Below are 23,670 nucleotides of genomic sequence, written 5' to 3'. Positions count from 1 at the left end.
GGGTCCAGCCCAGCACCTCGCCCGGGGTGGCTTTCCACCACCACGCCAGGTCATAGGCCAGCTCGGTCAGTTGGCCGACTGATTCGAACCGCGATCCATGAAAAAATTGACGATCAGCCAGCCCAGGGCGTTGAGGTCGCTCAGTTCCAGCTGGTTGACCGAGCTGGAGGGGATGCCAGCGCACACAGCGATGTACTTGGCGACCGCTTCCACTTCCATGATCGGGTAGCCGCTTTCACCCACGATGTAAGGAAGTGCCTTGATTGCGCGACACTCCTGAACGGTCGGGCGACGCAGTTCAAGTTCAGTGACCGCCTCGCCGTGGGCTTGGATAGGGGTTTGCAGGGTATGCGTTACGGTGGTCATTACTGCCAGTCTCCTTGGATGCCTTCGAATTTGAGCGAGACCTTGGCGTCATCGCCGGTCACTTTTGCTTCGTCCACCAGGTACGCGCCGCTCAGCACGTACACCGAACCGTCGGCCAGTTCGGCGGTGACGGTCATGCCGATGCCGTTGGCCAGCTTGGCCCGGGGGAAGTTGGCGGTTTTCACCGCATCGACCACCACGTAGGGGATCAGGTCTTCTTCCTTGAAGTAGCCCCGCGTGATGGTTTCGCGCTTCTTGTCCGAAAGCGGGCATTCCACGCCGCCGGTGATAACCAGCTGATCGCCGTCGACCTTGATAAAACAGGTGCCCGCGACTTTCTGACCCATAAAGGGCACTCCCATAAAAAAGCCCGCACTGGGCGGGCTGGGGTTGAACGATGAGGGTTACGCCGCGTCCGGGTACTGCAGGCGGAACTGGTACAGCAGCGCGAACACGCGCAGCTGGTTCACCAGGTCCGGCGGGAACAGCACACTCAGGCGGTTGGGGTTCTTCGGGTCGCGCTCGACGATCAGGTACTGATTGAACGCCTCGGCGTTCTCGACAATGCCCTCACGCTCAAGCGCGCCATAGGCCGCGATCAGCTCGCCGCGAATCACCTTCGGTGTGACGATGGCCTGGCCAGGACCGAAGCGCGTCCCGTCGTTGGCCAGCTTGTGACGGCCGTACTTGCTGGTGATGATGCTGCGCAAGTAGCGGATCACGTAGGCCGACTGGTGCAGCGTCTCGCTGTCCAAGTACGAGTCATCGGGCTGGCCGTAGGCGTTACGCTGGTAGGTAGTAACGGCCCGCTCGATGCGGTAGCTGCCGCCGTTGTAGACGGCGGTGGCCACCCCACTGGTCAGCAGCGATTGCCGCTCAGCCAGGGTGAAACGGTCACTGGCCTGCGCCGGGTCAATGCCCGTCAGCGCGCCGGTCTGCGTCGGCCGAGCCGGGTCGGCGCTGATGAACACAGCGGTGCGCGCCGCCCAGGCCGCCGCCACTTCCCACGCGGGCTGCGGCACACCGCGCTCGAAACCATGCACGGAGACGTGCGGGTCGTTGCGCAGGCGCCCAGCGGCGACCAGCTGCCCGAGCGTGCCGCGCTGCGCGCTGTACACATGGCCGTAGAGCTGCTTCGCCCAGGACCAGCGCCCCGCGCTGTCGTCCATCGCGGTTTTCCAGGCGTCCAGCGTGTCGGCATCGCTCCAGGGCTGGGCGATGAACTCGAATGCTTCGTCGCCCAGGGCGGCCAAGGCCGCCGACACGGCCGGAGTGCCGGCGCCGTTGGTCATGGCAGTGGCCACCACCGTCAGGCCGGCCGGCGTGGTTTCGCCATTGGCGCGCCCCAGGCGGTTCAGCTGCACCTGGATATCGTTGCCCAGCTCGCCCTTGAACTTGGCCTGCAGGGAAACCACGCCGGCATCGGCGGTGGCGGTTACTGGCAGGTCGATAGCCGCATTGACCGCTGCCGCCAGGCTGGCCGCCACGGCCTCGGCCGAGGCCCCGACCACCGCATCGGCGCGCACGCGCTGGCCAGCCACGTACAGATTCACCAGGCCGGCGGTGGCCACGCTGCCCGTTACGGTAACGGTGGCGGTCGCGGTCGCGCCGGTGGTCACCTTGAGCGGCAAGCACCAGACCTCGCCGGCCACGTCGATGGCCCGCCAGCGCGCATGCATGGCGGCCAGCATCGAGCCGGTTCCGCCAATGTCCTTGGCGTCGCTGGTCTTCGATACCAGCACCAGGCGGCCGATTTCGTCGCTGTCAGCGTCGTCGTTGACCTGGCCGACGATCAGCCGGCGCAGGCTGGAACCGCCGCTGTTGGCCATGGAGTTGTCGACTTCGGCATAGAACAGCGGCACACGAATGTCGCTGGGGATGTTGCTGAAACTAACGCTCATCGCGCTTTGCTCCCCCGGGTGTTGGTCTTCTGCTCCAGGGCGTCGCCGTCGATGATGCGGCGCTCCCAATAGGCGTCACGGGGAACCGCGGCGCCCTCGGCGGGCAGATACTGGCCCGGCTGGCTTGGCATCGGGCAATCGCGCCCCGGGGCCGGCTTGAGGTGAATGGTGATCATGGGTTCAAGTCCTCATGGGTAATGAACTCGACCCGGCCGTCTGGCCCTGGGGCCGTAACGTTGGGGTCTTTCAGGGGGTTGAGGAAGTCGAAACGGGTGTCGATGCCTTCCAGGGCCGGCAGGCCGGCCAGTTGCCATTCCTGCCAGGTCTGCGGCTTGCCTTCGCCGGTCTGCTCCCAGCGGCCGAGCTGGAAGTCGGCATAGAAGCGGTAGCGGTAAACCACACGTTCGCGGTCGATCAGCAGCAGCTGGCCGCCGTCGTACAGCAGCGGCCCCGATTCGTCGTCGGGCTCAAAGCCCACCAGGGCGCGCCACAGCTGGGCGCGAAGGTCGTGCAGCGGGTCAGCCACCGATTGCCCGCGCTCATCGTCGGTCGGCAGTACAACGCACACGTCGATAGCGTCGCGCACAGCCTGGGTGTAAACGTTCTGCGATTCCGGCTCGTCGGCCGAGTCGCCAACGGCGATCACGTAGGCCGCCGGGGGCTTCATCTTGGCGCTGTCGGCGGTCGGGTCCCAATCCAGACCACCGGCCACGCGCCCTTCGAAGCCGGGCGCATAGGTGCGCAGCTGCTCGATCACAGGCGTGATTTTCATGTCAGGTACTCAGTTGAGCAGCGCGGCGGCAAAGGCCTGCTGCAGGATGCGTTGCACCTCGGCGCGGCTGTCGACCAGGGCGTCAGTCATGTAGTTGTCGCGGGGCTTGATCCGCCACCCGCCCCCACTCTTGCGGCGAACGCCGTAGTGCAGGTAAGCCGGGTAATACTCCTTCATGCTCGCGGTCTTGTTGGGCGCAATCCGCACCAAAAAGCCCGACTTGGACAGCTTGAAGTTGATCGACTCGGTGGTGGCCCCGGTCCGGTTGACGGGGTAGCCCTCCTGGCCACCGCCGAGCGCCAGATTCATCTGCGCTCGGCCGGCGATCAGCTGGCCAACCTTGCGCATGCCGGCGCGGATCTTCCGCTTGTTGAAGGCCTCTTGGTCGAACTTGTCGAAACCCTCGACATGCAAATAGCCGTCAATCGAAACGGAGTTGGCCACGACCACCTCCCGCCGGCGCATCCACCGCCTGCAGTTCCTCGACCTCGATCACCGACCACACTTGCCGCCCGCGCATGCCGGTGGCCCGCTTCACGCGGAACACCCGGCCGCCGGCGACCAGTTCATGCCGCGTGTCTAGGTCACGCACAAACCGGCAATAGATGCGATGCGTGATGGTCGTACCGGTCTGCACCGAACCGGTGTAGGTGGCCGTGCCTAACGGCTCGATCTTGCACCAGCGCCTGGCCACCGGTTCAAAAATCGACTCGAGCCCTGCAGCGCCTTTTGGCGTGTCACTGCGGATGCGCACAACCGCCCGGGTGCGCAGTTCGCCCGCTTCCGGCTCCCTCACAGCGTGAACCAGCGGTAAGGCTGCATGAGAGCGTCATAGGCCAGCGGCATCGCCTTAACGCCGTTGCTGGTCGACTCGGTGACGGGCTCGCGGTTGCGGTGCCAGTGAGCAACCAACAGCAGCATGGCCAGCTCCACATCATCCGTTACGGGTAACGCGTTCTCCGGCGCATCGAGCGGCAGCAGCCCACGCAGGTAGGCTTCATCGCCGGTCGCGTCTGCCGGCGCGTCGGCCGGCAGCGGGACCCAGTACAGCCGCCGGCCGCTGTCCTTCTCCACCTGGCGACGCGCCGCGCGGGCGTAGGCCTGCAGCAGCGTGTCTTCCTCGGTTTCGTCCAGCTCCAGCTTGCAATGGCTCTTGATCTGTTCAAGCGTCAGCATGGGCAGCCCTCCCGTTAGGCAGCGGTCTTGCCCACCAGGTGCTTGATGGCGGCCGTGTCCTGCAGCACCAGGCCGAAGCGCACGAACGCCAGGAAGCCGACCTGGCCGTACTCGGCGTAACGCTCCACCAGGCGCTTGAGGGTCAGGCTACGCACCGCGCGCAGCACCAGTTCGTTGAAGTCGCCGGCATACATGAATTTCTTGCCGGCGCCGATATCGGCGATGGCCTGATCGATCACGTACTGATGCTTGAGGATGGTGGCCGGACGGTCGCTGTCGATGCCGGGCAGCCACAGCGGGCGATTGTTGGCGTCCACCATCTCTTCCATCGCCTGCAGCGTCTTGTCGTTGAACGCCAAGCGGAACTTGGCGGCCGCACGATACGCCGGGTCAATGGAGTGGATCAGGCTGTTGACCTCCTGCCAGGTGAAGCTGGTCGCCTTGGCCGTCATGGCGCCTTGAGGGGTCGAGTATTCAAGGCCCTTCGGCTGCGCCGGCGCATCGGCGGTTTCACCGGCGCCGGTACCCTGGACGATCAGGCGGTTGCGGGTACGTGACACACGCTTACCGATGCGACCGGCCAGAAAGGCTTCCATGTCGATGCCCGAGTCCTGCAGCAACTGTTCAGAGACGCGGATGATTTTAGAACTGATGGTGTGCGACCCGAGGGTGCCAATGCCGAACTCGACATCTTTCTCACCGGCGGCCTTGTTCTCGCCGATCAGCTCGCCTTCTTCCTCGCCGCCGTTGCTGGTGGCCCAGGCGATAGGCGCGCCGTTGTCGGTCTGCAGCAGCTGGCACACCGAAGCAATACCGCCGTAGGTCACCAGCGATTCAATCACACGTGCCTGCAGGGTGGTCGGCACGGTGAAGCCGCCCGCCTCGCTCGGGTTGGTGCCCTGGGCGCGCATCTGCAGGACCATGGAACGCTGTTCAGCGCTCAAGCCCTCCATGCCACCACGTACCCAGTTATCCCAGGCGCTGCGCTGCTCGTTTTCGGCTTCGTTCTGCGGCGCGTTGTTCGGGCAGACGCGGTCGAGGTTTTCGACGAAGCTTTGATCCTGGGCGCGCAGTTCTTCTTCGCGCTCGATCTTGTCCTTGAGCGCCTTGAGGTCGGTTTTCATGCCCTCCCACTTGGCGCGTACTTCACCGGTCCAGCCGTCGTCCGGGGTGGTGTCGTGCAGCGAGCGCATTTCGGCCGACAGCTTGTTATAGGCTTCTTTCATTTGTTGCAGGGTCATAGCTCCCCCTTGGGATCACAGTTCAGTTAGGTCAAGCAGGCGCTCGCGGGCCTCGCGCTCGAAACGTGCGCGGGCTTCGTCGCCTTCGGTTTGCGCCTGCTTCCAGGCAGTCAGGGAGCGCTGGGCAGCGCTGGAGTCGGGGTAAGCCGGGAATGCCACCGGCCCTACGTCGCGAAGCTCGGCGATCTTGAAAATGGTGCGGACGATCAGGCCGTCTTTCTCTTCGTGCCACGTGTCGCCACCCTTGGCCACGCGCATGGCAAAGCTGCTGCCGCTCATGTCGCCACGGCGCAGCGGCTCGACCACCAGGTCGCGGATGGTCTGGGTGTTGGGCGTGTCGATTTCATAGGCCAGGCCGCGTTCATCCACGGTCAGGCGCAACGTGCCGCTGGCCGTGCGGCCCAGCAGGTAGGTCGGGTCATGGTTGAACAGCGCCCGGGTGTCCTGATTGAGCACGTCGTCGAACGCGCCCGGGGCGATGATTTCCACGAAGGTGCCGCCCAGCAGGTCGCTACGCTGGTTGAAGACAGCGGCATAGCCGGCAATCTTCGGTGCGCTGCCCTGGTCATCCGGCTGGACAGCACGAAGCTCGCAATGCTGCGCCTGCAGCATGCGTTGTTCGAATTCACTCATGGGTTATTCCTGCGTCGTTACGGGTAACGGCTTGCCATCGGCGCCGAGCAGCTGCGTGTTGACGTTGAGCAACATCGAGTCGAGGCCTTCCAGCTGGTTGAGGTCTTCCAGCACGCGCACTTCGTTGCGGCTCATCCAACCGTCTTGAATGGCGATGCGGTAGAACTCGGCGCGCTCTTTTGGGGTGCCGCGCAACAGGCCGGCCAGGTTGAACTTGACGTAGTAGCCGGCCATGCGCTCGGCGCGGGTGAAGACGCGGCGGTTGACTTCTTCCTCCCAGTTTTTCACCCACGGCATGACCGTGTGGCGCACGAACTGGATAGCCTGCTCGCTGATGTTGGAAAACGTGGCCTTTTCCAGGTCGTTGATCATGTGCGCCGGCACGTTGAAGATGCTGGCAATCTCGCTGCGGGTCAGCTTGCGAGTCTCGAGAAACTGCGCATCCTCGGGGGCAATGGTCAGCGCCCTGTAATCGAGGTCAGCCGGCAACAGCAGCGTCTTGTTGTCAGAACGTTTGAGCCGTTCCACGGCGGAACGCCACACCGTTTTCAGGCGCTCCCAACTTTTGTCGTCAAGCTTTCCTTCCTTGACGGTGACCAGGCCTGTCGGCCGGCCGCCACCTTCGAAAAACTCCTTGCCGTAGCGCACCGTGGCCATGCCCAGGCCTATGGTGTCGGCGTTCTGCCGGATGGGACTAGTGCCCATGCGCCGGTGCGAGCCGATGGCGCGCAGGTGAATCATGTCCTCGGGCGACACAGCCAGCGGTGCGCCGTCTTCGTCTTGGGTCGAATACACCCAGCGATTGCCGTTCTTCACCAGCTCGGTGTGTTGCGGCTCGTGCATTTCCAGCGACAGCAATTCACCGCGGCGACTGCGCACCGCTCGGGTGTAGCCGTTGCCCCAGCCGAGCACATGGGCCTGCTTGGTTTCCCGCCAACGGTAGGAGGTCTGCCAGGTGTTCGGCTCGTCGTGCAGCAGGTAATGGGCCGGGTGGTCGGTGGCCACCTCGATCCGCCCGTTGACCTTGCGCAACACGCTCAGCGGCAGCTGGGCCATGGAGCTGGACAGCACGTAGATGCAGGCATACACCGCCGTCAGGCGCATAGCCGAAGCCGGGCTGACGCTGATGCCCTGGCTTTCGAACAGGTATTCGGTCAGTTCCTTGCTGTTCATCGGCGTGCTGGGCGCTTCCAGGCTGCTGCGCTGCTCGAACATCGCGCCCAGGATCATCGCCACACCGCCTTGGCGGCGGCGGCCACCATCAGGCCGCCGCCGGCCATCAGGGCCACCCCCGCCCCGAACTGGACGTAGAGGCCCGCGACGAACAGGCAAAAGCCTGCCGTCCCGATAGATTCAGGAAGCCATTTCATCGTAGGGGCTCACATAGCTAATAGGTCATCTTCGGTCAGGCTGGCCAACAGCCCTTCCGGCTCAAATTCGCTGACCATGGCGCGGTTCATCGCCATCAGCGCGGCGACAATGCCGTCGATTTTGCGCATGTCGGTCTTGCCTTCGTCGGCCTTCATCGGCGTGATGCAGCCCTTGAACGGACGCACCACGACGTTACCGGCCTGCCAGGCCAATACCGGGTCGCTGCAGTGGCGCACACGGCCAGACAGCAACGCCGCTTCCAGCTCGCGCATGGGCAGGTTCATGCTGGCTACCCCGCCGCCCATTTCGACTACCTCGGCGCCGTCCTTCTGCAGCTGGTGGGCCAGCTGGGTGGCGCGCCATTTGTCGTAGGCCACTTCCTGCACGTCAAACATCCCGGCGAACTCGCCCACCATGTCGCGCACCAGGTCGAAGTCCATTTCTTCGCCGTCGCAGACTTCCAGCAGCCCGGCGTTGGCCCAGGCCTCGTAAGCCGCCTTGTTCGGCCCACCCCGCTCTATCGCGCCTTCGGGTAAGAACGACTTGCAGAAGATGGTCCAGCGGTTGACCCGCTTGCCGCTCCCCGGGACCAGCTCCACCTTGTCCAGGAACACCAGCGACACCGCGCAGATATCCGATTTGCTGGCCAGGTCAATGCCAATCCAGCAGCGTTGCCCCAAGAACTGATCCAGGGTCAGCGTGGGGTCGCCGCACGCCTCCCAGTCGGCCATGTTCAGCCAGGCTTCTTTGGCGCTGACCCAGATGTTGAGGTGCTTGGTCTTGAACGCGTTTTGCCGTGACGGGTAACGCGTTGCGTCGGCCTGGCGTTTCAGCAGGTACTCAGCCCCGACCGATACGCCATAGTTGGGGTTGGCCTTGCGCAGGACCGCCGGGTCTTTCCAGTCGTCGTCCTCGTCAATCGTGTAGATGATCCCGAACAACTCGTCGTTCGGCACCGTCCCTTCCAGCTTGTCGATCACCTGGGCGCGCTGCAGGTAGCACGGCCCGGCGATGTTGTAGCCCGCCGTGGTGATGGCGAACATCATCGGCTGATCGCGGGCGCCCATGCCGGTCAGCATGGTTTCGTAGAGCGCGGCCGAGGTGTGTTCGTGGAACTCGTCCACGATGGCGCAGCTCGGCGACTGGCCGTCGCCGGGGTCGCCGATCAGCGGCTCGAATTTGCTTTCGTCGCCGATCACCGACAGGTTTTTGGCCGCGACCTGGATGCCAAAGGCCTCGACCAGCTCGGGCGTGCGCCGCACCATCTGCCGCGCCGGCTTGAACACCTCCCAGGCCTGCCGCTCGGTGGTCGCCCCGCAATACACCTCGGCGCCGAACTCACCATCCATGACCAGCATGTATAGGCCGACGCCGGCGGCCAGCACGCTCTTGCCGTTCTTGCGCGGCACCTCGATGTACACCTCGCGGTACCGCCGGCGGCGGGTTTTCTTGTCGACCCAACCGAAGATGCTGCAGAAGATGAACAGCTGCCACGGCTCAAGCTTGATCAGCTCACGCAGCGCCGCCCATTTGCCCTTGGCGTGCGGCAGCAGCTGGATGAACACCGCCACCTGCTCGGCCGTGTCGCGGTCGAAGGTCCAGCGGAAATTACGCTTCTTCGACTTGACCAGGTCATCCAGGTGGAGCTGGCAGGCCCGGCGCACGTACTTACATGCAGCGATCTTGCCGGCCACCACGTCGCGGGCGTACTTGTTCGCCGCGTTTACGTTCGGGTAGCTGGCCATGTCCTAACTCACTTCGAGGCCCGCCCTCCTTTGAGCACGATGAACGGGTTTTCTGGTTTCTCCGGCCCGCCACTGCCCATCAGGCGCGCACGGCTGGCCGGGTCCAGCCCGAGGGCTGCCCCGAAGCTGGCCAGCTGACGCAGCGCCTCGTTGATCACGGTGCAGGCGGGGTTTTTCTTGAGCACGCCCTTGGCGTCCACGACGGTGATGCCCTTGCTGGCCACTTCTGCCTCAGCCAGCCGCCACCGCTCATAAGCGGCGCAGAAAACCGCCAGGTTGTGCGTGTCAGTGCGGGTCATGATCCCGGTCTGGGTCAACCAGGGCGCAATGGCGCACCACATTTCAACGGCCCAGTCCCCAAGCCACTCCGGGGCGTCTGGTGTTTCCGCCAGCGGCGCCGGCGCGGGGCCGTCCTTCTTGAGTTTTCGCTTGCCAGGATTGCCCTGCAGCAGCTTGAGGGCGGTAGGTTTCGCGGGTCGCCCCATCGTTCAGACCTCCCGATTTTCTGAAATGCGATTTTTTTTAATTTCGCGGGTGTGTAAGACCGGTTGGGCGATCGGTGGGGAGAGACGAAAGCTGTAGAGATTTTGCCCCGCCCCCTACTTGGCCGATTTTTGACCACTTTTCGCTAATTTTGCCCGCAGACTCTCACCATCCATTAAGGCAGCCAGATGAATAAGCGGACGCTCTGGCACTCCGTCTGCGGCATGCATGTATGCGTCAATTGCTGCTACTAGCTCATGCAGAACACGCGAAATCAGCTCTGGAATTCCAAGCTTATGAATGTTTTTCCAGCAGTACAGCGCTCGATCCAGGTGCCAGTCACCATGGCGGATCAGCTCGGCACTTCGGCTGCGCTTGATCGCTCTTTCGCGCAAACGCATAGCCTCACGCGCCAGGCGGACAGCCTGACCGCGCCCGTGCCGACTCTGCCGCCGTTTTGAACTTGTGGCAGTTTTCATTGATGGCAAACAGGTTGGATGGGTCATTAGTTCCCCTTTCAAACTTGGGTATGCGGTGGTCAACCTCTGTCGCCGGCAGTCGTCGACCATTGCAGTCATGGCACTGGCACAGATAGCGATCACGTTTGAGCACTGCCTTGGCAAGCTTGCGCCATGCCCAGTCATAGCCACGCTGCTCAGCAGTGCCGCGGCACGGGTTGTTCCAACCAATTGCGAGCGAGGCATGCGCGCTGCAGTAACCATGGCTGTGACTTGTCTTGCCGGGGCACATAGGTACACGACAAGGGCGCTTGGCTTTGGGCGGCATAGATCAGCCCTCCACCTTCTTACCCATGAAGCGGTCGGAGTACTCACGTAGCTTATCCACGCCCATGAAACCAACCATGCAGCCGGCGAAGACGGAAAGGTTCGCAGGTAGGGCGAAGTACTCCAGCAATGGCAGTAGACTCACAGCGATCAAGCCGCAGATCGCGCCTTCTAAAAGGACCTTGCGACCTCGACCACCGCCATAGATCACTCGGAACATGGCCACAGCAGCGGCGATGCCACCCGTGGAGAGTTGTGGCTGGTGTGCTGCCAACCAAACGAGCACCGAGGCCCACAGGCCGGGATCTTTCTCAGGCATAAGGGCCATCTCGTTTCCTCCCTCGCAGGGAGCAGAAAAAATAAAGCCCGCTCAAAGCGGGCAATGTGTATTGGGATAGCGGTTGTGCAACATGCGCCTGGCCGCTCCTGCTGCATCTCTTTCCAAACGACTGACAGCACGACCAATGATTGCGCCCTAGAACCGATTTGAGCACTCCCCTTCGAGCAGGCCCAAATAAATCCAAACGGATACTATTTTAGGCGATCAGTCAATCAAACGATTTTATGGCTAGATTCGTCCAAAACGACTGGGAAACCCCTGGTTTTTAGAGTAGAAACTCCAGTACGTCCAAGCTAATTCCCGTGCCGGGCGCTGCAGAAGCACCAGCCACACATCATAAGAAGAGGGTCACCGTGTCTCCTAGCTCCGGAAAGCACTACTCACTCCACCTAGAACACACAGTCATTTCACAATGCGAACGTCGCTCAATTGAATGGTATATCGAGCATTACCTTACCTCTAGAGCGATGAGCCACGATGACAAGCTCCGTGACGAAGTGACCAAGGCGCTTCTCGAGTTTTCAGCTGGTAGCAAGGTAATGGTGTACGAAATGAACGCCTGGTTGGATAACCGTCTCGGACTCAAGGCCCATCATCCTGACTATGTGAGCATTATTGAGGCACGCGATAAGACGTCGGAGTAAACAGAATCGAGCTAGCTTGATCGGTGCAATCAGCAGATGCGGTCGGTTTCGGTTTCGGTTTCACTTGCACATTACAAACAAACCCCGACGCATTGACCGGGGTTTGTGAGTGTCTCTAGGCTACCGGGTGAGTTCGATCAGCAAATCACTCGGGTCTCCTTCAAGACCGATCCTCCACTCGGGGCGCTCATCTGCCAGCTGTTGCAGCAGCATCCCGACTGCGTCGAAGTAAACGCTAGTGCTCGCACCAGGCGGTGCAGAGAGCTTGACCGTAATGTGGTGAAAGCCCCCGCCCAGACTCGGCTCAGTGGGCAGCCTGCTGTCGACTTGCCGCTTGAACTCAGCGGCAATACTTGATGCGGTAGTTTCCATGCTCGATTCCTTTCCAGCACATAAACAAAAGCCCCGGCGTGATGGCCAGGGCTTTGTGCCTCAATCCCGTTTACGCGCAGGGATCTGAGGATGGTTGGCAATTTCGCTCATTCGCTCACCTTTGTCAACCACTTCAATCGATCAGCTGCTCCCTCTCAAGAATCTCGGTCACATGGATGACGGCGCCCTCCTCTAGCTGCTCCAAGCACTTGTGGATACCTCGGCGCCATCGGGTGCGGGTGGAATCGGGCCGAGCATCCACATCCCAGGTGTTCATGTCGTAGAACTCATCAGGAAGCACTGCAACATCGGTGGAGCGCTTACCCTGCTTTCCTTTCATTTTCGGGATGAACCAGACCGTCGTCGCCTTGTAGACGAACAGGGCCGGAGCCGGCGAGCTTAGTCGAGGAATACTTCGAGCGATGGCACTGACGCGGTTAGCCTTGTGCGTCGAGAATTTGCCCACCAGCACATCCCAGTGCGCCGGGCTCAGCTCTCGGTGCAGAAGCGCGTGTAGGATGCAGTCGTAGTCGAATTGATCCCGAGCCGACAGCAGCGCCCTGAACCCGCCAGTACGCGGGCCAGAGTCGATGAGCTTTTGCCAGCTCTGCCGGGTTGCGTTGCTGGTGCTGTCCGCCGCCAGCACCCTGACGATCGCCGCCATGACGCCCTGGTAGACCATCGGCTGGAAGTCAGCCAGCATTCTGCGCGGCAGGGCCGCAGTTACATTGCTCATCGAATCATCTCCAGATCTGCGTCCACCACCCGCACGCACTCGTCGAACACCTCCTTCGGCACTCGTGCGTTCAGCTCGCGCAGGATGGCCTTGTCACGGGCCTGCCAGGCGGGGCAGTTGCGCCGCTGCTCGACTCGCAGCGCCTTCATGTGCTGCATCAGACGTTGGCGGTCGCGGTTGATGTGCTTAAGCGCCGCCCTGGCGCGGTGGTACCAGTCAGGGTTGGCGTACTTGCCTTCTGCAACCGCCTTGCCTTTAGCCTGGCCGATCTGGCACTCCAGACGGATGGCATCGCGGCACAGCAGTTCCTCCAGAGCCTCGCACTCCGCCAGGGTGGGGGGCAGCTCTAACGGCCCGCGCGGGGCGCTGATGGTCGCCGGGGTGTTGCCACTGGCAATAGGCCGCTCAGCGTCAGCACGCTTGGTGACGGTCACCGAGACAACGGGTTTTTCTGGGGTGCGCGCCGGCGGCTTGTGGCCTGGCCACAGATCAGAAAGTTTCACGATGCTTGCTCCCCTTGCGGTGTTTGGAGAAATTCAGGACACGCCCCACCTCGACCTCCTCATCAGGAGGCAGGCGGTTACCGGCGAAGTTGACGAATCGGGCGTACTGCCCTTGACGCTGGACCAGGCACGAGCCCTGCGGGGCCTGCCGCCCCTTGTCGAGGATCAGCTCAGTAACGCCCTGCTCACCCGCCTCCGACTCCGGATCGTGGTGCACAAGGATCACCGCATCGGCGTCCTGCTCGATCTGGCCGGAGTCGCGCAGGTCGCTGGCCTGTGGTTTCTTGCCTGGGCGGCTCGCGGGGTTTCGGTTGAGCTGCGCCAGCACCAGCACCGGCACACTCAGCTCCTTGGCCAGGTTCTTCAGAGCGATAGATACCTTGGCCACTGCGTCAGCACGGTTCTGACTCCTCCCGTCCGTGCCCACCAGCCCCAGGTAGTCGATCATCAGAATGTCGAGGCCCCGCTCGCGCTGAAGCCTTCTTGCCTCCGACCGAATGGCGCCAACGGTCATGCCGGGGGTGTCGTTCAGGTACAGCTGGGCGGCCTCGATCTTCGTCCCGGCGGTGCCGATACGCTGCCACTCATCCTCATCCAGGCTCTTGACCTCCTCCATGCGGCGCAGGTCGACCCCGCCCTGTGAGGCGATCGTGCGAATGGTCAGCTCCTTCTCGTCCATTTCCAGGCTGAAGATCAGGCCCACGCCTGCGCCGCGGATGGCGACGTGGTTGACGATCTGCAAGCCAAGCATGGTCTTGCCGCTACCTGGACGCCCGGCGATCACCACCATGCTCTTGGGGCGCAGGAAGCCGATCAGCTTGTCCAGGTCGGCCAGGCCGGTGGACATCTTCGGTGGCGCTCGGTCATCCAGAACTTCCTGCATGCTGTCGAACACCTTGGGCAGCACCTCGGCCATGCGCTTGTACCCGGCCTTGCCCGATCCCTGCAGGTCGCGCAGGTCGGCCATGGACTGCTGAGCCTGCGCAATGATCTCGTCCGGAACCAAGCCGCTGGCTACCGACGCCTCTGCCGAATGGCCGATGCCGATCACCTGACGGATTACCGCCCACTGCTTGACCTGCTTGGCATAGGTCATGACGTTGGCCACCGAGGGCACGTTGCGGCTCAGGTCAGCCGCATAGGCCAGCGTGCTCTCGCCGCTTGGGAGCACGCGCTGCACGTCACCCACGGTCACCGCATCCACCGGCATACCGCGCTCACGGCAGTCCCGGATCACATCGAACAGCGCTGCGTTGTCATCGTACAGGAAGTCACTACTGGTCATCTGGCCAACGATGTCGTCAGCCAGGGCGTGATTGCCGTCCAGCGAGGCGAGCATGATGGCGCCCAGGACGCCCTGCTCGGCCTCTGGGTATCCCATCACCAAATCCTTGGTCATGCGTCACCTCGCGCCGAGGCCCAGGTGAACAGGACAGCAGGCCCGCCAGCATCGGTCAGGCGGTCGACAGCGCGATCCCCCAGGCACTTGCGCAACCCTGCGATGCCCAGGTTGGAGATCACGATGGTAGGCATGAGCTGGCGGTACCGGGAGTCGATCACCTCGAACAGCACTTGGCGCTCGAAGTCGCTCCCGTGCTGGACGCCCACCTCGTCGATCACCAGCAGGTCCGGCGCCAGCAGGGAGGCATACACGTCCCGCTCGGTCTGCTCGGACTTCTTGTCGAAGGTCATCTTGATATCGCGGATGATCTCGATGGCCAGGGTGTACCGCGCCGTGGCCCCGAACTCGCGGATGACGTGCTGGGCTACAGCGCAGGCCAGGTGGGTCTTGCCGGTTCCGACATCGCCCAACAGCATCATCGATCGGCCCAGTTCCCAGTTGTGCTCAAACCCACGGGCGTATCCCTGGCACTCGTTCAGCGCAACAGCCTGGCCTTCGGCGTCGGCTCGGTAGTTGTCCAGGGTCGAGGCCCGGAAGCGCAACGGAATACCAGAATCCAGCAACCTGGCGTTCGTCGCTCGGTCGCGCCGGATGGCCAGCGCGGGATTGCGGATCGCATCGTCGGTCGAGTGGACTGCGTCGAATTGGCAGCGCGTGCAACCCCGCCAGAAGTGGTCGCCTGAGAACGACTCGATCAGCTCGTCGGTGTAATCGCCGTGCACACGGCACTGGCCATGCTTGTATTCGAGAATTTGCGGTGCGGTCATGGTCTTGCTACCCGGTAAGTCCCGTCAGGCTGGCGAACCAGGCCTTCGGTGTGGTCAATCTTGTCGAGGTCGGTGTGGTGCGATTGGGCCGCAGCTCTCGTGCCGGCCTTCCAGGCATCCTTCTTGAGCCGGTCAACCAGCCAAGCCGTCTTGAACCCCTGCCAGCCGGCGGTCATCGCTTCAGCCAGAGCCGTGTCAGCGTCAATACCAACGGCACGGCAGCTCACCAGTTCCTTCAGCACGGTGTTCCAGATCGTCGTATTGAGCGGGCCTTTCTTCTTCCTGAACTGGAAGTAGTCCCTGGCCGTTTGTTCGGTCAGATCCGCGGGTGCCAGTTCAAGCATCTGGTCAACCGTGAAAGCATCAGACGCCCTCTTACGGTTCCTTGATGGTTCACCTTTGGGTTCTATTACGGTTCTGGGGGCATCTGGTGCCGGGGTGTCCGGCATCTGGTGCCGGGGTGAGGGGCACGTGGTGCCGGGGTCCCCGGCATCTGGTGCAGGGGGGCATTTAATGCCGGGGGCATAAGATGCTGGGGTTACGACGTAGTAGGTCGACCGCCCTGCCCGCTCTTTTGCCACCAGCAGGCTGACACTTTCCAGCCAGCGGATCGCGTTGCGCACCGCCCGCTCCTTCAGGCAGGTGCGCTCGCAGATCCTGGCGATGGAGGGCCAGCACACGCCGTCGTCGTTGGCATTGTCGGCCAGGGAGATCAAGACCGACTTTTGCGCGGCGCTCATTTCGAGCGGCCAGCAGGCGGTCATCAGAATGGTGCTCACAGCTCAAGCTCCTCTGTAACGCGGCGCACGAAGGCGTCGTAGCTCTCGCTCATCACCAGACCCTGGAGCTCCAGCGCCTCGCGGTAGGCCTTCGCACTGCCGTAAAGCACCCAGCGGTCGCGATCTGGCAGATCACGGAAGCCGGCATAGCTTGGCCATGGGCCGCTGATGATCGTTGCGCCAGCGCGCTGCCGGGGCGCCTGGGCGGGGTTCGGGATCGTGGTCATTGCAAAGTCTCCGAGGCCGGGGCGTTGATCTTGCCTTCACTGACCAGTTCGTCTTGCAGTGCCGAGCTGCCAATCCGATGCGGATCGGTCTTCCAGAGCCTGGTAATCAGCAGGCTGAGCGCATTCAAGGCGTCCAACGAATGGCTTCGCGCAAGGTCAAGCTCCACCAGTCGAGGGCAGTTGCCCTGGATGTGCTCATTGACCCTGCTCGCATAGTTGAAACCGACCTGCGCCAGCTCAAGGTCAGGCAGGCCGGAGAAAGCTGTCGCTGGCAGCGGACTTACCGGGGTCTGCCGGAGCGGGATGCGCAGGCGCGGCTCCTCGCCAGCGAGAAGGCACCGTCGCTCCTCCTCAAGATGGTCGGCAGACACTTCCTGCACGCTGTGCCCGGTACGCCGGCGGAACAGAACCGCAAGCCCCATGCAGGCCTCCATCAGGCCAACATGGATTTCATCCCGATTGCGAATCTTGACGCCTTCCTCGGCCACCTCTACGGCATCCGCGACACTCTCGAAGCACATCATCAGCAGCGCGGCGTCCTCGAACTTCTCGAAGAACGCTTCGTCGATAACCTCTACCTTGGGCACCTGGGGAAAATCGATGACCTTTCTCACTGGGCACGCTCCAGGCGCTCGACCAGGCCGCGCAGCTTGCGTTTCAGCTTGGTGGTCAGCTCTCGTGCGTCGAGCCAGCGCTGGAAGGCCGCGTCGGTGAAGCTCAGTACGCCGCGGAAGCGCTCATCCTCGGGATCAATGCGCTTGCGCGGCTCACCGGGATAGGGGTGGCCGTAGGCAGCGAAGTAGGTCTTGTACAGACCGTTCAGCTCACGGCGCAGGGCGTTGCGCTTGGTCTCGGCCTGCTGATAGCCAACAGCGGCCTCGGCGATCTGCTCGATCAACTGCTGGTAGGTTGGTTTGGCTTTCATTCGTGTTCTCCAGCAGCGCCGAACAGGTCGGCCAGGTCAATTTGGTAAACGGCTGCCCAAGCAGCAGCAGGCCAGGAGCGAACCCAGCCGAATCGAGGGTCTTGGACTTTCGGGGCGCTCACCCCGTGGCTGTCGCACCAGTTCTTGAGCGGGCGAAAACCCTGGCCACCGAAGGTCCGGTGCGCCGCCTTCTCCACAGCAGTAACGGTGGCGTGCTGGCAGCCACGGCCGAGCTCGTTCTCCAGTTGCCGCACTTGGCGAACTGCAGCGGATGCTCTGCCCATAGCTGAGGCTTCGCGGCGGCTGCCGATCTCCGCCTTGGTTGCGATCGCATGGTCCCGCTGCTCGAGCGCCAGCTGCTCCGAACGCTTCGAGGCCAGCAGGTGTTCTAGGGCCGTGATGTAGTCGCCAGGGAGAGCAGGTGCTGGTGCAGGCCTGAAGTAGTTGCTGACCAGCTGACGCTGGACGGTCCAGGCCAGGTCGTCGGTCAGCGACTTGACCAGCATCAGGTAGCCCTGCTCGGTGAGGAACGTCACGTCCTCGTGTGCACGCGGAGAAATCTTCACGATGTTGTGCGTACGAATTTCGTCCGCACAAACCTTGAAGAAGTCGGCCCCCTCAATCAGCTTGGCGCGGTGCTCGTTGAAGTTCCGGCGGGCCGTTCCCTCTGGCCGCTCATGTACCTGGTCGATCATCGTCAGGGTGACGACGCGCTGGCCGCGATACTCGACGACTGGTAGCTGGATGTTATGGATGGCGACTTGGCTCATGCCGCACCTCCCGCGCCACCAATGAGGCCCTGCTCGAACGCATCAGCCTCCTCCCACTCCTTTGCCACAACCAGAGCGGCGGCCTCCACCACGCCCTGGACAAGCGGAAGCGTAAAGCCGTCGCTGTAGAGAAGTTCGTAGGCGGAGTGGAAAACGATCTGCGCCAGCACCACTTCAGGTGGCTGGTGGTCGGCTTGTGCTTGCTCGCAGACCAGTTTGTACACCGAGTCGAACAACGGTTGATTGGCATCAAGCGCAGGGAGCATCGAAACAGATAGCTGGCTCATTCCGGGATCCCCAGGTCAGTGGCCAATTGGCAGAGCTCGCGATGAGCAGCCCAGGCGATAACGCGCATCGAACGGACAATCCCGTCCTCCCCGCGCTCATTGATCATCGCCGGGTGCTCTCCTGGCTCGTCACACTTGAAGCCACCGTTGTGCTCAAGCACCTCCGCGAGAACCCCCAGCAGCTCAAGGCTTTCTTCGACCCGCTTGGTGGAAGCGGAAAAGTCACTCATCGCCCGGCTCATTGGGACACCTCCGCACCACGAACTGGGGAGGTTGTGTTTTGTGACGCGGAGCGCGGCAAGGTCTTCAGCTTGTACTCGGCGTGCCTCGCTTCGTCATGAAGGCGGCAGGTGGTCTCCCCGAGGTGATTCAAAAGCCAACCCAGACTGACGAGCGCGTCTCCGCTTATCTCCTCCTTGTCACCGATCCAGGCCAACATCTCGCCGACCGCCGCGATACCCGATGTGAGCGTGGTAACGCTTTGGGAAGCTGCGTTGCTGATCCGCTCAAGCTGCTGCGACTGCTCGTCGGTCAGGTGAGCATCAGTAGCAAATTCGGAGGGGAAATCCTGATCAACACGAACCAACAGGTCCAAGAAGCACGGGGCGGTCGTCATGGCTGCACCTCCCATTGCTCCAGGGCGACCTGAGAACTACGGTTGATGGTGTTCGCAGCGTCAGCCAGGAAAGCCAACGCTCGAAGCTCATTAACTCGCACCATTTCACCCATGTTGGCGGCGAGTGCTAGCCGGTGAGCGATCTGGTGGATAGCCTCGGTCAAGCTGACAGCCAGGTCCAAGCCATCCATGAGCGCGGTATCCGGATCAACGCGAAAAATCGCCTCTCCCTCCAGATCGACGCAGCCAAACCCCATAGGGCGTAGGCTCGGCAGTTGCGCTAATAAAGGGTTTTTGCTATTTTCGGGGCGTGACATATCGTTCTCCTCGAACGAAGATTCAAAAAGTCCCTTGCCGGGGACGGTTAAAAAGCCCGCCTGCGAAGCGGGTTTTTTGTTGCCTGCGATTCAGCCGGACAACAAAAACAGGGATGCTGAGACCGTCATGAAGAGGCCTTCAGGCGAGGTTGATTTGGGTTGCTCAGACCGAGCACCATTTGCAGCGAATCAAGCTCACGCTCGATGTCGCCTAGCAACAGCGGTTTGTCGCGCTTCCACTCACAAAGCCCGCGCCCGTAGGTGCTGGCGAGAGATTCGCGATCGTCGAAGATCTTGCAAGCGCGATTGAGTCGATCCAGCTTCGACGGCGCGCCGCTCAACAGCGCTTCAATTTTCGTGTCGCACCAAACAGCGAACCTGGTGCTGATCCAGCGACCGAAGTAAACCCTGACTTTCGGATGCAGCCATGTTCCGCCGCTGCCGCCAGCCCTGGTCGTCACGAGGCCGGTCCTCTTCGTGAGGGCGAGTATTTTGGAGCGAACCCAGGACTTGGATGCGTCTAATCCTTTGATTTCATTGAATTCTGTCACGGTGACAGAATTGACCCCTAGAGCATCCCCCATGATGCATAGGTACTCGAGGGTATCGATTTGGCGAAGCCAGGCGGTAGGCTCCTTGCCGAACTGCTTGGCGATTTTCGTGGCGTTCAACCAGCCGTCCGCACTGAGGTCTACCTGTCGCCCTTCGAAATCGAGGTGGATTACGTTGCTCACCGGACACCTCCGGTACTGGATGGATTCACAGCCCCACCAGTGGACTGATGCTGATGGCTGGTTGCCGGTATCGTTTGCGTCATGGTCGGCGGAGCTTCTGCGGTAGCTCCTTCCTCCAGAGCCCTGAAGACATCTGGTCGAGCGACACGAAGGAACATCATCCGGGCACGAGGGATGCCATGTTTTTTCCATTCACTCACCGATGGCGGGCGCACCTCGCACAGCTCGGCTACGCGAAAGGTTCCGCCCAGGGCTTCAATAATCGCGCTGGGGTTCATGTCTGACTTCTCCGAACAGAATCGTAGGCAAATAGTAGGCATGCCTTTTGACTCGGTCAATAGGAATACCTTATATTCATGGTGTTAGGCTAGCCTAATGAGCACACTTCAAGAACGTCTCCGCCAGATAATGGCCGGCCCTCCCAAGGTCTCACAGGCTGCGCTAGCTCGGGCGTGCGGCATAAAACCGCCGTCCGTAAACGACTGGATCTCTGGGAAAACTAAAACCATTGAGGGGCAAAATCTTCTACTTGCTGCTGAGTTCCTTGGGGTTGCGCCCAAGTGGCTGGCCACAGGTAGAGGCCCAATTCGCAAGGGATCAAGCCTTCCTGAGGACTCAAATGTGGAGGCCGCCCTGCAGCCCACCCGGTCCTTCTCCTATCCAGAGATAAGCTGGGTGCAAGCAGGAATCGCCAGGGAAGCTATCGAGATGGGTAATGTTGCACTCTGCCCTCATCACGCCTCTGACGTTTGGGCGGGTGAGGATGCATTTTGGCTCAGGGTCACCGGTGACTCGATGACCCTATCCTCAGGCGGACTGTCGTTCCCTGAAGGTTTTTTGATCCTTGTAGCGCCTGATATCGAGCCTAGAGCCGGGCAATTCGTGGTGGCAAGAATGATCACCACCAACGAGGCTACCTTTAAACAATTGGTTCGAGATGCCGGGGAGCTCTACCTGAAGCCCTTGAACCCTGCGTACCCAACCAGGCCTGTTGACGATGCATGGGAGATTGTGGGCACCGTGGTGGACGGCAAAATGCCTAAGTCGATTTTCTTGTAGGATCGCGTATCCGCTGCACGAAGCATCGATAGTGGTGGAGCCCGCCTTGAGCGGGTTTTTTTACGCCCCTTCAAAATAAATTAGGCATGCCTATTTACAACAAAATAAGGCCAGCCTAATATTATTTCCATCGACGGGCGAACCCTCATTCGCTCAACGTCCTCATAAGCAAGGAGCTACCACCATGACCACCGCAACCTCAATCACCGTCGGCAACTGGCAGGGCTTGCTGGGTCAAGGCGCAGCTCCTCGTGAGCTGGAATGCCTGCTGGCGATCGCTGGTGGTGCTACGGGCAAAGAGGCTGCTCGCACCCTGGGCATCAGTGAGGACGGCGTGAAGAAGCGCCTGATCGCGCTGGGCACGAAGTGGGGAGTTACCCGTCGTGCGGCGCTGGTTGCCGAGGGGTTCAGGCGCGGCGTCATCAGCCCTGCCGCAACCGCCCTGGCCTTGCTGATGGCCATCCACGGAATGATCGGCGACGACCAGGCCATGCGCGTTCGCCGCGGCGGCAACGGCGGTGAGCGCAAGATCGAAACCCGTATTGCTACCCGGCGCGCTGAGTGCGCCTTGGCGGTGGCGTGACGCTACCGACCTGACCTGATCCACCCCTGTTTTTTGCGAATGCCATCAATCGCGGCAGGCCATCGGCTTGCCTGGAAAAGGAGCATCACCATGTTGTGTCTCACCCGAAAAGCCGGCCAGTCGATCGTGATCGGCGACGGCATCACAGTGCGAGTGCTGCAGGTCAATGGCGCGATCGTCCGCATTGGCGTCGACGCACCGAAGGGCATGCCGATCGACCGCGAAGAAGTCCGCCAGCGCAAGATGCAGGAGGCAAATCATGGCCTTTGATAGTCACAGCCTCGACAAATTCGTAGTGCGCCTCCCTGACGGCCTGCGCGACCAGGTCGCGGCAGCGGCTGCAGCCGACGAGCCCAGCATGAACGGCCTGATCGTCATCGCGATCCGCGAACACCTCGACCGCGGCAAGCGCGCCAAGGCCCTGCTCGATGCCCTCACCCAGGCAGCCGACGCCAAGGGGGTAAGCCATGACGCTGCCTGAGCGCATCACCCTGGTATTGCGTCCAGCCGAGGGCGGCACCCTGGAGCACGTCCTGCCATTCGCCAAGCTGGGGGCCCATGTGTATATCGGTCGCGGCCTAGCGGTGATCGCCGGTATGAGTGAGGGCGACCTGCAGGCCACCCTTGAGGAACAGCAGGCGGTGACTCAGCCGGCCGCGGCTGACAAAAGCACTGTCAACCAAGGCGCCAATTTCGGCGAAAACGTCAACCAGCACCAAGACGACCTTGAGCCCGACCTGGTCGCAATCATCGCCGCTCTTGAGCAGAAGATCAGCCTGATGGAGGCGCCGTTCGACATCGACGAACACGTCAAGCTGGCTGCCGATGCGCGCCGGTACCGCTGGCTGCGCGACCGTGACTGCATCGAAGATCCTGACGAAGACCTGCTGGTGTTGCGCGGCGGCACCTATTTCACCGGTGATGAACTGGATCGCGAACTTGACACCGCCCTGCGCCTGGAAGCACTGGGTCAACAGGCGGTGCAGGACATGCAGGAGCAGCAGCCATGACCCAGGCCAAGCCAGCCCGCAACGAGTTCGAAGACCTGGGCGAGCGCCTGGTGCGCTTCGGCAAGGCCCTGCAGGACAGCACCACCAGCGTCGGCCGGCTCAACCAGCTGGCCCGCGAGTGCGGCATCACGTTGCGCCTTCGCGCGGTCGCCGAAATGGAGGGCGCCACCCATGGGCAGCCTCGCTGAAATGGCACTGGAGCACGCACGCCGGCGGATCAGCGGGAAGCCAGCGAAAGCGCCTACATCGAAGGCGTCGAAAATTAGCACGCCGGCGCCGGCCGCCAAGCCGCGCAGCCTGGAGGTAGTTGTCACCGGCCCTATCAACCACTTCATGTTTCTGGAGGGGCGCAGCTGGGCGGTCGACATGGTCGCCTCGCTCCGCGCCGCCCCGGCAGATGTGGTGATCGAACGTCTCACCGGCGCTACTTTCGACCGACCCGGTAGCTATGCCGCTGGCATCCAGTCCGTAATCAATGAGCTGAAGGGAGCGGGAAGTGCCTAAGACGATGCTGCGCACGCGCCTCGACGGCGTGGCGTTCTACCTGAATACAGAAACATCGAGCCCTGGCAGCGGGCACCGGAACAGGTACCGCTTGTTCCGGACCTCTGACCACGGCCGCAGTAAAGACGGGTGGGTTAAGGTGGGCTCGCAGGACGGACAGCGCCTTCTTTCGCTGGTCGATGAGCACGACCTGTTCATCGCCTGCCAGAGCCTGTTCGACCTGAAAAGACCGAAAGCATACCGCCCGCAGGAGACCATCCGGGGGCGCGTGGGCGCCTGGGAAGGCAAGGCGTTCAAGGCCAGGAAAAAAACTGACTCGACAGTTTCGCAAGAAAAGCGAAACCTGACGCGCGTCAGGCATCGAATCAGTGTGTCGATTGAGGCTCAGCCATGGCTAAAGTTATAGCTCAGATCACCGCCAGCCTACCCAGGCTCATGGAGGTGGGCGAGTACCGGAAGCTGCGCTACGCCGGCGGCAAGCCGAGCCTGCAGCAGCTCAAAAAATGGATTGATGAGGGAGAGTTGGCGGGGGAAGTCCGCGGCGGCATGTACTTCGTCGACCTTCAGACCGCCGTGATCGGCTCGAATGACCCGCTCCTGACTCAGATGCTGGATATTTGAA

41 protein-coding genes and 1 pseudogene are annotated in these 23,670 nt (G+C 62.0%); 10 read left to right on the top strand and 32 right to left on the bottom strand.

Going from position 1 to position 23,670, the window contains the following annotated elements; translation table 11 throughout:
* Positions 1-66: 66 nt before the first annotated feature.
* The 32 genes from NJG22_RS17810 to NJG22_RS17655 all read right to left on the bottom strand — a co-directional run bounded on the left by NJG22_RS17810 (position 67) and on the right by NJG22_RS17655 (position 19,892).
* Positions 67-366, bottom strand: coding sequence for a phage tail assembly protein (locus tag NJG22_RS17810; RefSeq protein WP_253096404.1), 300 nt, complete (start codon positions 364-366; stop codon positions 67-69).
* Complete coding sequence (locus tag NJG22_RS17805) at positions 366-713, bottom strand: phage tail tube protein (protein WP_253096403.1); 348 nt, start codon at positions 711-713, stop codon at positions 366-368. Before NJG22_RS17805 ends, NJG22_RS17810 begins: the two co-directional genes overlap by 1 nt.
* Before the next feature lie 57 nt (positions 714-770).
* Complete coding sequence (locus NJG22_RS17800) at positions 771-2,267, bottom strand: phage tail sheath subtilisin-like domain-containing protein (protein ID WP_253096402.1); 1,497 nt, start codon at positions 2,265-2,267, stop codon at positions 771-773.
* Positions 2,264-2,443, bottom strand: a complete 180-nt coding sequence (locus NJG22_RS17795; RefSeq protein WP_253096401.1) for a DUF2635 domain-containing protein — start codon at positions 2,441-2,443, stop codon at positions 2,264-2,266. The genes NJG22_RS17800 and NJG22_RS17795 overlap by 4 nt, the downstream gene beginning before the upstream one ends.
* The gene (locus NJG22_RS17790) at positions 2,440-3,039 is read right to left on the bottom strand and encodes a hypothetical protein (protein WP_253096400.1); all 600 of its coding nucleotides are present in this window, start codon (positions 3,037-3,039) and stop codon (positions 2,440-2,442) included. Before NJG22_RS17790 ends, NJG22_RS17795 begins: the two co-directional genes overlap by 4 nt.
* A 9-nt stretch (positions 3,040-3,048) precedes the next feature.
* A complete protein-coding gene (locus tag NJG22_RS17785; protein WP_253096399.1) occupies positions 3,049-3,483 on the bottom strand; it encodes a hypothetical protein in 435 nt (144 codons plus the stop codon).
* A complete protein-coding gene (locus tag NJG22_RS17780) occupies positions 3,461-3,835 on the bottom strand; it encodes a head-tail adaptor protein (protein ID WP_253096398.1) in 375 nt (124 codons plus the stop codon). Before NJG22_RS17780 ends, NJG22_RS17785 begins: the two co-directional genes overlap by 23 nt.
* The gene (locus NJG22_RS17775; protein ID WP_253096397.1) at positions 3,832-4,215 is read right to left on the bottom strand and encodes a head-tail connector protein; all 384 of its coding nucleotides are present in this window, start codon (positions 4,213-4,215) and stop codon (positions 3,832-3,834) included. The genes NJG22_RS17780 and NJG22_RS17775 overlap by 4 nt, the downstream gene beginning before the upstream one ends.
* A gap of 14 nt (positions 4,216-4,229) precedes the next feature.
* Positions 4,230-5,456, bottom strand: a complete 1,227-nt coding sequence (locus NJG22_RS17770) for a phage major capsid protein (RefSeq protein ID WP_253096396.1) — start codon at positions 5,454-5,456, stop codon at positions 4,230-4,232.
* Positions 5,457-5,471: 15 nt separating this feature from the next.
* Complete coding sequence (locus NJG22_RS17765; protein ID WP_217847501.1) at positions 5,472-6,089, bottom strand: HK97 family phage prohead protease; 618 nt, start codon at positions 6,087-6,089, stop codon at positions 5,472-5,474.
* A gap of 3 nt (positions 6,090-6,092) precedes the next feature.
* The gene (locus NJG22_RS17760; RefSeq protein WP_253096395.1) at positions 6,093-7,319 is read right to left on the bottom strand and encodes a phage portal protein; all 1,227 of its coding nucleotides are present in this window, start codon (positions 7,317-7,319) and stop codon (positions 6,093-6,095) included.
* Positions 7,316-7,459, bottom strand: a complete 144-nt coding sequence (locus tag NJG22_RS17755) for a hypothetical protein (protein WP_217847499.1) — start codon at positions 7,457-7,459, stop codon at positions 7,316-7,318. The genes NJG22_RS17760 and NJG22_RS17755 overlap by 4 nt, the downstream gene beginning before the upstream one ends.
* A 9-nt stretch (positions 7,460-7,468) precedes the next feature.
* On the bottom strand, positions 7,469-9,205 hold the full coding sequence (locus NJG22_RS17750; protein WP_253096394.1) for a terminase TerL endonuclease subunit: 1,737 nt from the start codon (positions 9,203-9,205) through the stop codon (positions 7,469-7,471).
* A gap of 8 nt (positions 9,206-9,213) precedes the next feature.
* Positions 9,214-9,690, bottom strand: a complete 477-nt coding sequence (locus tag NJG22_RS17745; protein ID WP_253096393.1) for a phage terminase small subunit P27 family — start codon at positions 9,688-9,690, stop codon at positions 9,214-9,216.
* 114 nt (positions 9,691-9,804) lie between these two features.
* The gene (locus NJG22_RS17740; protein WP_253096427.1) at positions 9,805-10,194 is read right to left on the bottom strand and encodes a hypothetical protein; all 390 of its coding nucleotides are present in this window, start codon (positions 10,192-10,194) and stop codon (positions 9,805-9,807) included.
* On the bottom strand, positions 10,094-10,438 hold the full coding sequence (locus tag NJG22_RS17735; protein ID WP_253096425.1) for an HNH endonuclease: 345 nt from the start codon (positions 10,436-10,438) through the stop codon (positions 10,094-10,096). Before NJG22_RS17735 ends, NJG22_RS17740 begins: the two co-directional genes overlap by 101 nt.
* A 39-nt stretch (positions 10,439-10,477) precedes the next feature.
* Positions 10,478-10,801 (bottom strand): phage holin, lambda family, encoded by a 324-nt coding sequence (locus tag NJG22_RS17730; protein WP_253096392.1) that lies wholly within the window; start codon positions 10,799-10,801, stop codon positions 10,478-10,480.
* 776 nt (positions 10,802-11,577) lie between these two features.
* Positions 11,578-11,829: a hypothetical protein gene (locus NJG22_RS17725; protein WP_253096391.1), complete on the bottom strand. Its 252-nt coding sequence runs from the start codon at positions 11,827-11,829 to the stop codon at positions 11,578-11,580.
* 133 nt (positions 11,830-11,962) lie between these two features.
* Positions 11,963-12,565, bottom strand: a complete 603-nt coding sequence (locus tag NJG22_RS17720) for a hypothetical protein (protein WP_253096390.1) — start codon at positions 12,563-12,565, stop codon at positions 11,963-11,965.
* The gene (locus NJG22_RS17715) at positions 12,562-13,068 is read right to left on the bottom strand and encodes a hypothetical protein (RefSeq protein WP_253096389.1); all 507 of its coding nucleotides are present in this window, start codon (positions 13,066-13,068) and stop codon (positions 12,562-12,564) included. Before NJG22_RS17715 ends, NJG22_RS17720 begins: the two co-directional genes overlap by 4 nt.
* Entirely contained in the window at positions 13,055-14,467 is a 1,413-nt protein-coding gene (locus NJG22_RS17710; RefSeq protein ID WP_253096388.1) for a replicative DNA helicase, read from the bottom strand. The genes NJG22_RS17715 and NJG22_RS17710 overlap by 14 nt, the downstream gene beginning before the upstream one ends.
* A complete protein-coding gene (locus tag NJG22_RS17705; RefSeq protein ID WP_253096387.1) occupies positions 14,464-15,237 on the bottom strand; it encodes an ATP-binding protein in 774 nt (257 codons plus the stop codon). Before NJG22_RS17705 ends, NJG22_RS17710 begins: the two co-directional genes overlap by 4 nt.
* A complete protein-coding gene (locus NJG22_RS17700) occupies positions 15,234-16,016 on the bottom strand; it encodes a helix-turn-helix domain-containing protein (RefSeq protein ID WP_253096386.1) in 783 nt (260 codons plus the stop codon). The genes NJG22_RS17705 and NJG22_RS17700 overlap by 4 nt, the downstream gene beginning before the upstream one ends.
* Positions 16,013-16,243 (bottom strand): hypothetical protein, encoded by a 231-nt coding sequence (locus tag NJG22_RS17695; protein ID WP_253096385.1) that lies wholly within the window; start codon positions 16,241-16,243, stop codon positions 16,013-16,015. Before NJG22_RS17695 ends, NJG22_RS17700 begins: the two co-directional genes overlap by 4 nt.
* Entirely contained in the window at positions 16,240-16,857 is a 618-nt protein-coding gene (locus NJG22_RS17690) for a hypothetical protein (RefSeq protein ID WP_253096384.1), read from the bottom strand. Before NJG22_RS17690 ends, NJG22_RS17695 begins: the two co-directional genes overlap by 4 nt.
* Entirely contained in the window at positions 16,854-17,168 is a 315-nt protein-coding gene (locus tag NJG22_RS17685) for a hypothetical protein (RefSeq protein WP_253096383.1), read from the bottom strand. The genes NJG22_RS17690 and NJG22_RS17685 overlap by 4 nt, the downstream gene beginning before the upstream one ends.
* A complete protein-coding gene (locus NJG22_RS17680) occupies positions 17,165-17,938 on the bottom strand; it encodes an ORF6N domain-containing protein (RefSeq protein ID WP_253096382.1) in 774 nt (257 codons plus the stop codon). Before NJG22_RS17680 ends, NJG22_RS17685 begins: the two co-directional genes overlap by 4 nt.
* On the bottom strand, positions 17,935-18,225 hold the full coding sequence (locus tag NJG22_RS17675) for a hypothetical protein (protein WP_253096381.1): 291 nt from the start codon (positions 18,223-18,225) through the stop codon (positions 17,935-17,937). The genes NJG22_RS17680 and NJG22_RS17675 overlap by 4 nt, the downstream gene beginning before the upstream one ends.
* Positions 18,222-18,455, bottom strand: coding sequence for a hypothetical protein (locus tag NJG22_RS17670; RefSeq protein WP_253096380.1), 234 nt, complete (start codon positions 18,453-18,455; stop codon positions 18,222-18,224). Before NJG22_RS17670 ends, NJG22_RS17675 begins: the two co-directional genes overlap by 4 nt.
* 8 nt (positions 18,456-18,463) lie before the next feature.
* A complete protein-coding gene (locus NJG22_RS17665) occupies positions 18,464-18,841 on the bottom strand; it encodes a hypothetical protein (RefSeq protein ID WP_253096379.1) in 378 nt (125 codons plus the stop codon).
* Positions 18,838-19,158, bottom strand: coding sequence for a hypothetical protein (locus tag NJG22_RS17660; protein ID WP_253096378.1), 321 nt, complete (start codon positions 19,156-19,158; stop codon positions 18,838-18,840). The genes NJG22_RS17665 and NJG22_RS17660 overlap by 4 nt, the downstream gene beginning before the upstream one ends.
* A gap of 125 nt (positions 19,159-19,283) precedes the next feature.
* Positions 19,284-19,892, bottom strand: coding sequence for a KilA-N domain-containing protein (locus NJG22_RS17655; protein WP_253096377.1), 609 nt, complete (start codon positions 19,890-19,892; stop codon positions 19,284-19,286).
* A 375-nt stretch (positions 19,893-20,267) separates the two neighbouring features.
* Here NJG22_RS17655 and NJG22_RS24665 point away from each other — a divergent pair.
* The 10 genes and pseudogenes from NJG22_RS24665 to NJG22_RS17605 all read left to right on the top strand — a co-directional run.
* Positions 20,268-20,447, top strand: a pseudogene (locus tag NJG22_RS24665) (helix-turn-helix transcriptional regulator); the annotation flags it as partial.
* A gap of 66 nt (positions 20,448-20,513) precedes the next feature.
* Positions 20,514-20,951: a S24 family peptidase gene (locus tag NJG22_RS17645; RefSeq protein ID WP_253096424.1), complete on the top strand. Its 438-nt coding sequence runs from the start codon at positions 20,514-20,516 to the stop codon at positions 20,949-20,951.
* Between the two features lie 184 nt (positions 20,952-21,135).
* A complete protein-coding gene (locus tag NJG22_RS17640; protein WP_253096376.1) occupies positions 21,136-21,534 on the top strand; it encodes a LuxR C-terminal-related transcriptional regulator in 399 nt (132 codons plus the stop codon).
* 90 nt (positions 21,535-21,624) lie between these two features.
* Positions 21,625-21,804, top strand: coding sequence for a carbon storage regulator (locus NJG22_RS17635; RefSeq protein ID WP_253096375.1), 180 nt, complete (start codon positions 21,625-21,627; stop codon positions 21,802-21,804).
* Positions 21,794-22,015 carry an Arc family DNA-binding protein gene (locus tag NJG22_RS17630; RefSeq protein WP_253096374.1) on the top strand — a complete coding sequence of 74 codons (222 nt, stop codon included), beginning with the start codon at positions 21,794-21,796 and terminating at the stop codon, positions 22,013-22,015. The genes NJG22_RS17635 and NJG22_RS17630 overlap by 11 nt, the downstream gene beginning before the upstream one ends.
* Entirely contained in the window at positions 22,002-22,544 is a 543-nt protein-coding gene (locus NJG22_RS17625; protein WP_253096373.1) for a hypothetical protein, read from the top strand. Before NJG22_RS17630 ends, NJG22_RS17625 begins: the two co-directional genes overlap by 14 nt.
* On the top strand, positions 22,541-22,732 hold the full coding sequence (locus tag NJG22_RS17620) for a hypothetical protein (RefSeq protein ID WP_253096372.1): 192 nt from the start codon (positions 22,541-22,543) through the stop codon (positions 22,730-22,732). Before NJG22_RS17625 ends, NJG22_RS17620 begins: the two co-directional genes overlap by 4 nt.
* Positions 22,716-23,048: a hypothetical protein gene (locus tag NJG22_RS17615; protein ID WP_253096371.1), complete on the top strand. Its 333-nt coding sequence runs from the start codon at positions 22,716-22,718 to the stop codon at positions 23,046-23,048. The genes NJG22_RS17620 and NJG22_RS17615 overlap by 17 nt, the downstream gene beginning before the upstream one ends.
* Positions 23,041-23,454 carry a hypothetical protein gene (locus NJG22_RS17610; protein ID WP_253096370.1) on the top strand — a complete coding sequence of 138 codons (414 nt, stop codon included), beginning with the start codon at positions 23,041-23,043 and terminating at the stop codon, positions 23,452-23,454. The genes NJG22_RS17615 and NJG22_RS17610 overlap by 8 nt, the downstream gene beginning before the upstream one ends.
* A complete protein-coding gene (locus tag NJG22_RS17605) occupies positions 23,439-23,669 on the top strand; it encodes a hypothetical protein (RefSeq protein WP_253096369.1) in 231 nt (76 codons plus the stop codon). Before NJG22_RS17610 ends, NJG22_RS17605 begins: the two co-directional genes overlap by 16 nt.
* The last annotated feature ends 1 nt before the right edge of the window (position 23,670 follow it).

Source organism: Pseudomonas sp. VA159-2, assembly GCF_024126635.1.
Lineage (GTDB): Bacteria > Pseudomonadota > Gammaproteobacteria > Pseudomonadales > Pseudomonadaceae > Aquipseudomonas > Aquipseudomonas muyukensis.
This window is presented reverse-complemented; position numbering and strand designations above follow the sequence as displayed.

Bases quoted from the DNA above. Each gene is read 5' to 3' on its own strand.
- NJG22_RS17810 (WP_253096404.1), bottom strand. From the start codon at position 366: ATGACCACCGTAACGCATACCCTGCAAACCCCTATCCAAGCCCACGGC.
- NJG22_RS17805 (WP_253096403.1), bottom strand. From the start codon at position 713: ATGGGTCAGAAAGTCGCGGGCACCTGTTTTATCAAGGTCGACGGCGAT.
- NJG22_RS17800 (WP_253096402.1), bottom strand. From the start codon at position 2,267: ATGAGCGTTAGTTTCAGCAACATCCCCAGCGACATTCGTGTGCCGCTG.
- NJG22_RS17795 (WP_253096401.1), bottom strand. From the start codon at position 2,443: ATGATCACCATTCACCTCAAGCCGGCCCCGGGGCGCGATTGCCCGATG.
- NJG22_RS17790 (WP_253096400.1), bottom strand. From the start codon at position 3,039: ATGAAAATCACGCCTGTGATCGAGCAGCTGCGCACCTATGCGCCCGGC.
- NJG22_RS17775 (WP_253096397.1), bottom strand. From the start codon at position 4,215: ATGCTGACGCTTGAACAGATCAAGAGCCATTGCAAGCTGGAGCTGGAC.
- NJG22_RS17770 (WP_253096396.1), bottom strand. From the start codon at position 5,456: ATGACCCTGCAACAAATGAAAGAAGCCTATAACAAGCTGTCGGCCGAA.
- NJG22_RS17765 (WP_217847501.1), bottom strand. From the start codon at position 6,089: ATGAGTGAATTCGAACAACGCATGCTGCAGGCGCAGCATTGCGAGCTT.
- NJG22_RS17760 (WP_253096395.1), bottom strand. From the start codon at position 7,319: ATGATCCTGGGCGCGATGTTCGAGCAGCGCAGCAGCCTGGAAGCGCCC.
- NJG22_RS17755 (WP_217847499.1), bottom strand. From the start codon at position 7,459: ATGAAATGGCTTCCTGAATCTATCGGGACGGCAGGCTTTTGCCTGTTC.
- NJG22_RS17750 (WP_253096394.1), bottom strand. From the start codon at position 9,205: ATGGCCAGCTACCCGAACGTAAACGCGGCGAACAAGTACGCCCGCGAC.
- NJG22_RS17745 (WP_253096393.1), bottom strand. From the start codon at position 9,690: ATGGGGCGACCCGCGAAACCTACCGCCCTCAAGCTGCTGCAGGGCAAT.
- NJG22_RS17740 (WP_253096427.1), bottom strand. From the start codon at position 10,194: ATGACCCATCCAACCTGTTTGCCATCAATGAAAACTGCCACAAGTTCA.
- NJG22_RS17735 (WP_253096425.1), bottom strand. From the start codon at position 10,438: ATGTGCCCCGGCAAGACAAGTCACAGCCATGGTTACTGCAGCGCGCAT.
- NJG22_RS17730 (WP_253096392.1), bottom strand. From the start codon at position 10,801: ATGGCCCTTATGCCTGAGAAAGATCCCGGCCTGTGGGCCTCGGTGCTC.
- NJG22_RS17725 (WP_253096391.1), bottom strand. From the start codon at position 11,829: ATGGAAACTACCGCATCAAGTATTGCCGCTGAGTTCAAGCGGCAAGTC.
- NJG22_RS17720 (WP_253096390.1), bottom strand. From the start codon at position 12,565: ATGAGCAATGTAACTGCGGCCCTGCCGCGCAGAATGCTGGCTGACTTC.
- NJG22_RS17710 (WP_253096388.1), bottom strand. From the start codon at position 14,467: ATGACCAAGGATTTGGTGATGGGATACCCAGAGGCCGAGCAGGGCGTC.
- NJG22_RS17705 (WP_253096387.1), bottom strand. From the start codon at position 15,237: ATGACCGCACCGCAAATTCTCGAATACAAGCATGGCCAGTGCCGTGTG.
- NJG22_RS17695 (WP_253096385.1), bottom strand. From the start codon at position 16,243: ATGACCACGATCCCGAACCCCGCCCAGGCGCCCCGGCAGCGCGCTGGC.
- NJG22_RS17685 (WP_253096383.1), bottom strand. From the start codon at position 17,168: ATGAAAGCCAAACCAACCTACCAGCAGTTGATCGAGCAGATCGCCGAG.
- NJG22_RS17680 (WP_253096382.1), bottom strand. From the start codon at position 17,938: ATGAGCCAAGTCGCCATCCATAACATCCAGCTACCAGTCGTCGAGTAT.
- NJG22_RS17675 (WP_253096381.1), bottom strand. From the start codon at position 18,225: ATGAGCCAGCTATCTGTTTCGATGCTCCCTGCGCTTGATGCCAATCAA.
- NJG22_RS17670 (WP_253096380.1), bottom strand. From the start codon at position 18,455: ATGAGTGACTTTTCCGCTTCCACCAAGCGGGTCGAAGAAAGCCTTGAG.
- NJG22_RS17665 (WP_253096379.1), bottom strand. From the start codon at position 18,841: ATGACGACCGCCCCGTGCTTCTTGGACCTGTTGGTTCGTGTTGATCAG.
- NJG22_RS17660 (WP_253096378.1), bottom strand. From the start codon at position 19,158: ATGTCACGCCCCGAAAATAGCAAAAACCCTTTATTAGCGCAACTGCCG.
- NJG22_RS17640 (WP_253096376.1), top strand. From the start codon at position 21,136: ATGACCACCGCAACCTCAATCACCGTCGGCAACTGGCAGGGCTTGCTG.
- NJG22_RS17635 (WP_253096375.1), top strand. From the start codon at position 21,625: ATGTTGTGTCTCACCCGAAAAGCCGGCCAGTCGATCGTGATCGGCGAC.
- NJG22_RS17630 (WP_253096374.1), top strand. From the start codon at position 21,794: ATGGCCTTTGATAGTCACAGCCTCGACAAATTCGTAGTGCGCCTCCCT.
- NJG22_RS17625 (WP_253096373.1), top strand. From the start codon at position 22,002: ATGACGCTGCCTGAGCGCATCACCCTGGTATTGCGTCCAGCCGAGGGC.
- NJG22_RS17620 (WP_253096372.1), top strand. From the start codon at position 22,541: ATGACCCAGGCCAAGCCAGCCCGCAACGAGTTCGAAGACCTGGGCGAG.
- NJG22_RS17615 (WP_253096371.1), top strand. From the start codon at position 22,716: ATGGGCAGCCTCGCTGAAATGGCACTGGAGCACGCACGCCGGCGGATC.
- NJG22_RS17605 (WP_253096369.1), top strand. From the start codon at position 23,439: ATGGCTAAAGTTATAGCTCAGATCACCGCCAGCCTACCCAGGCTCATG.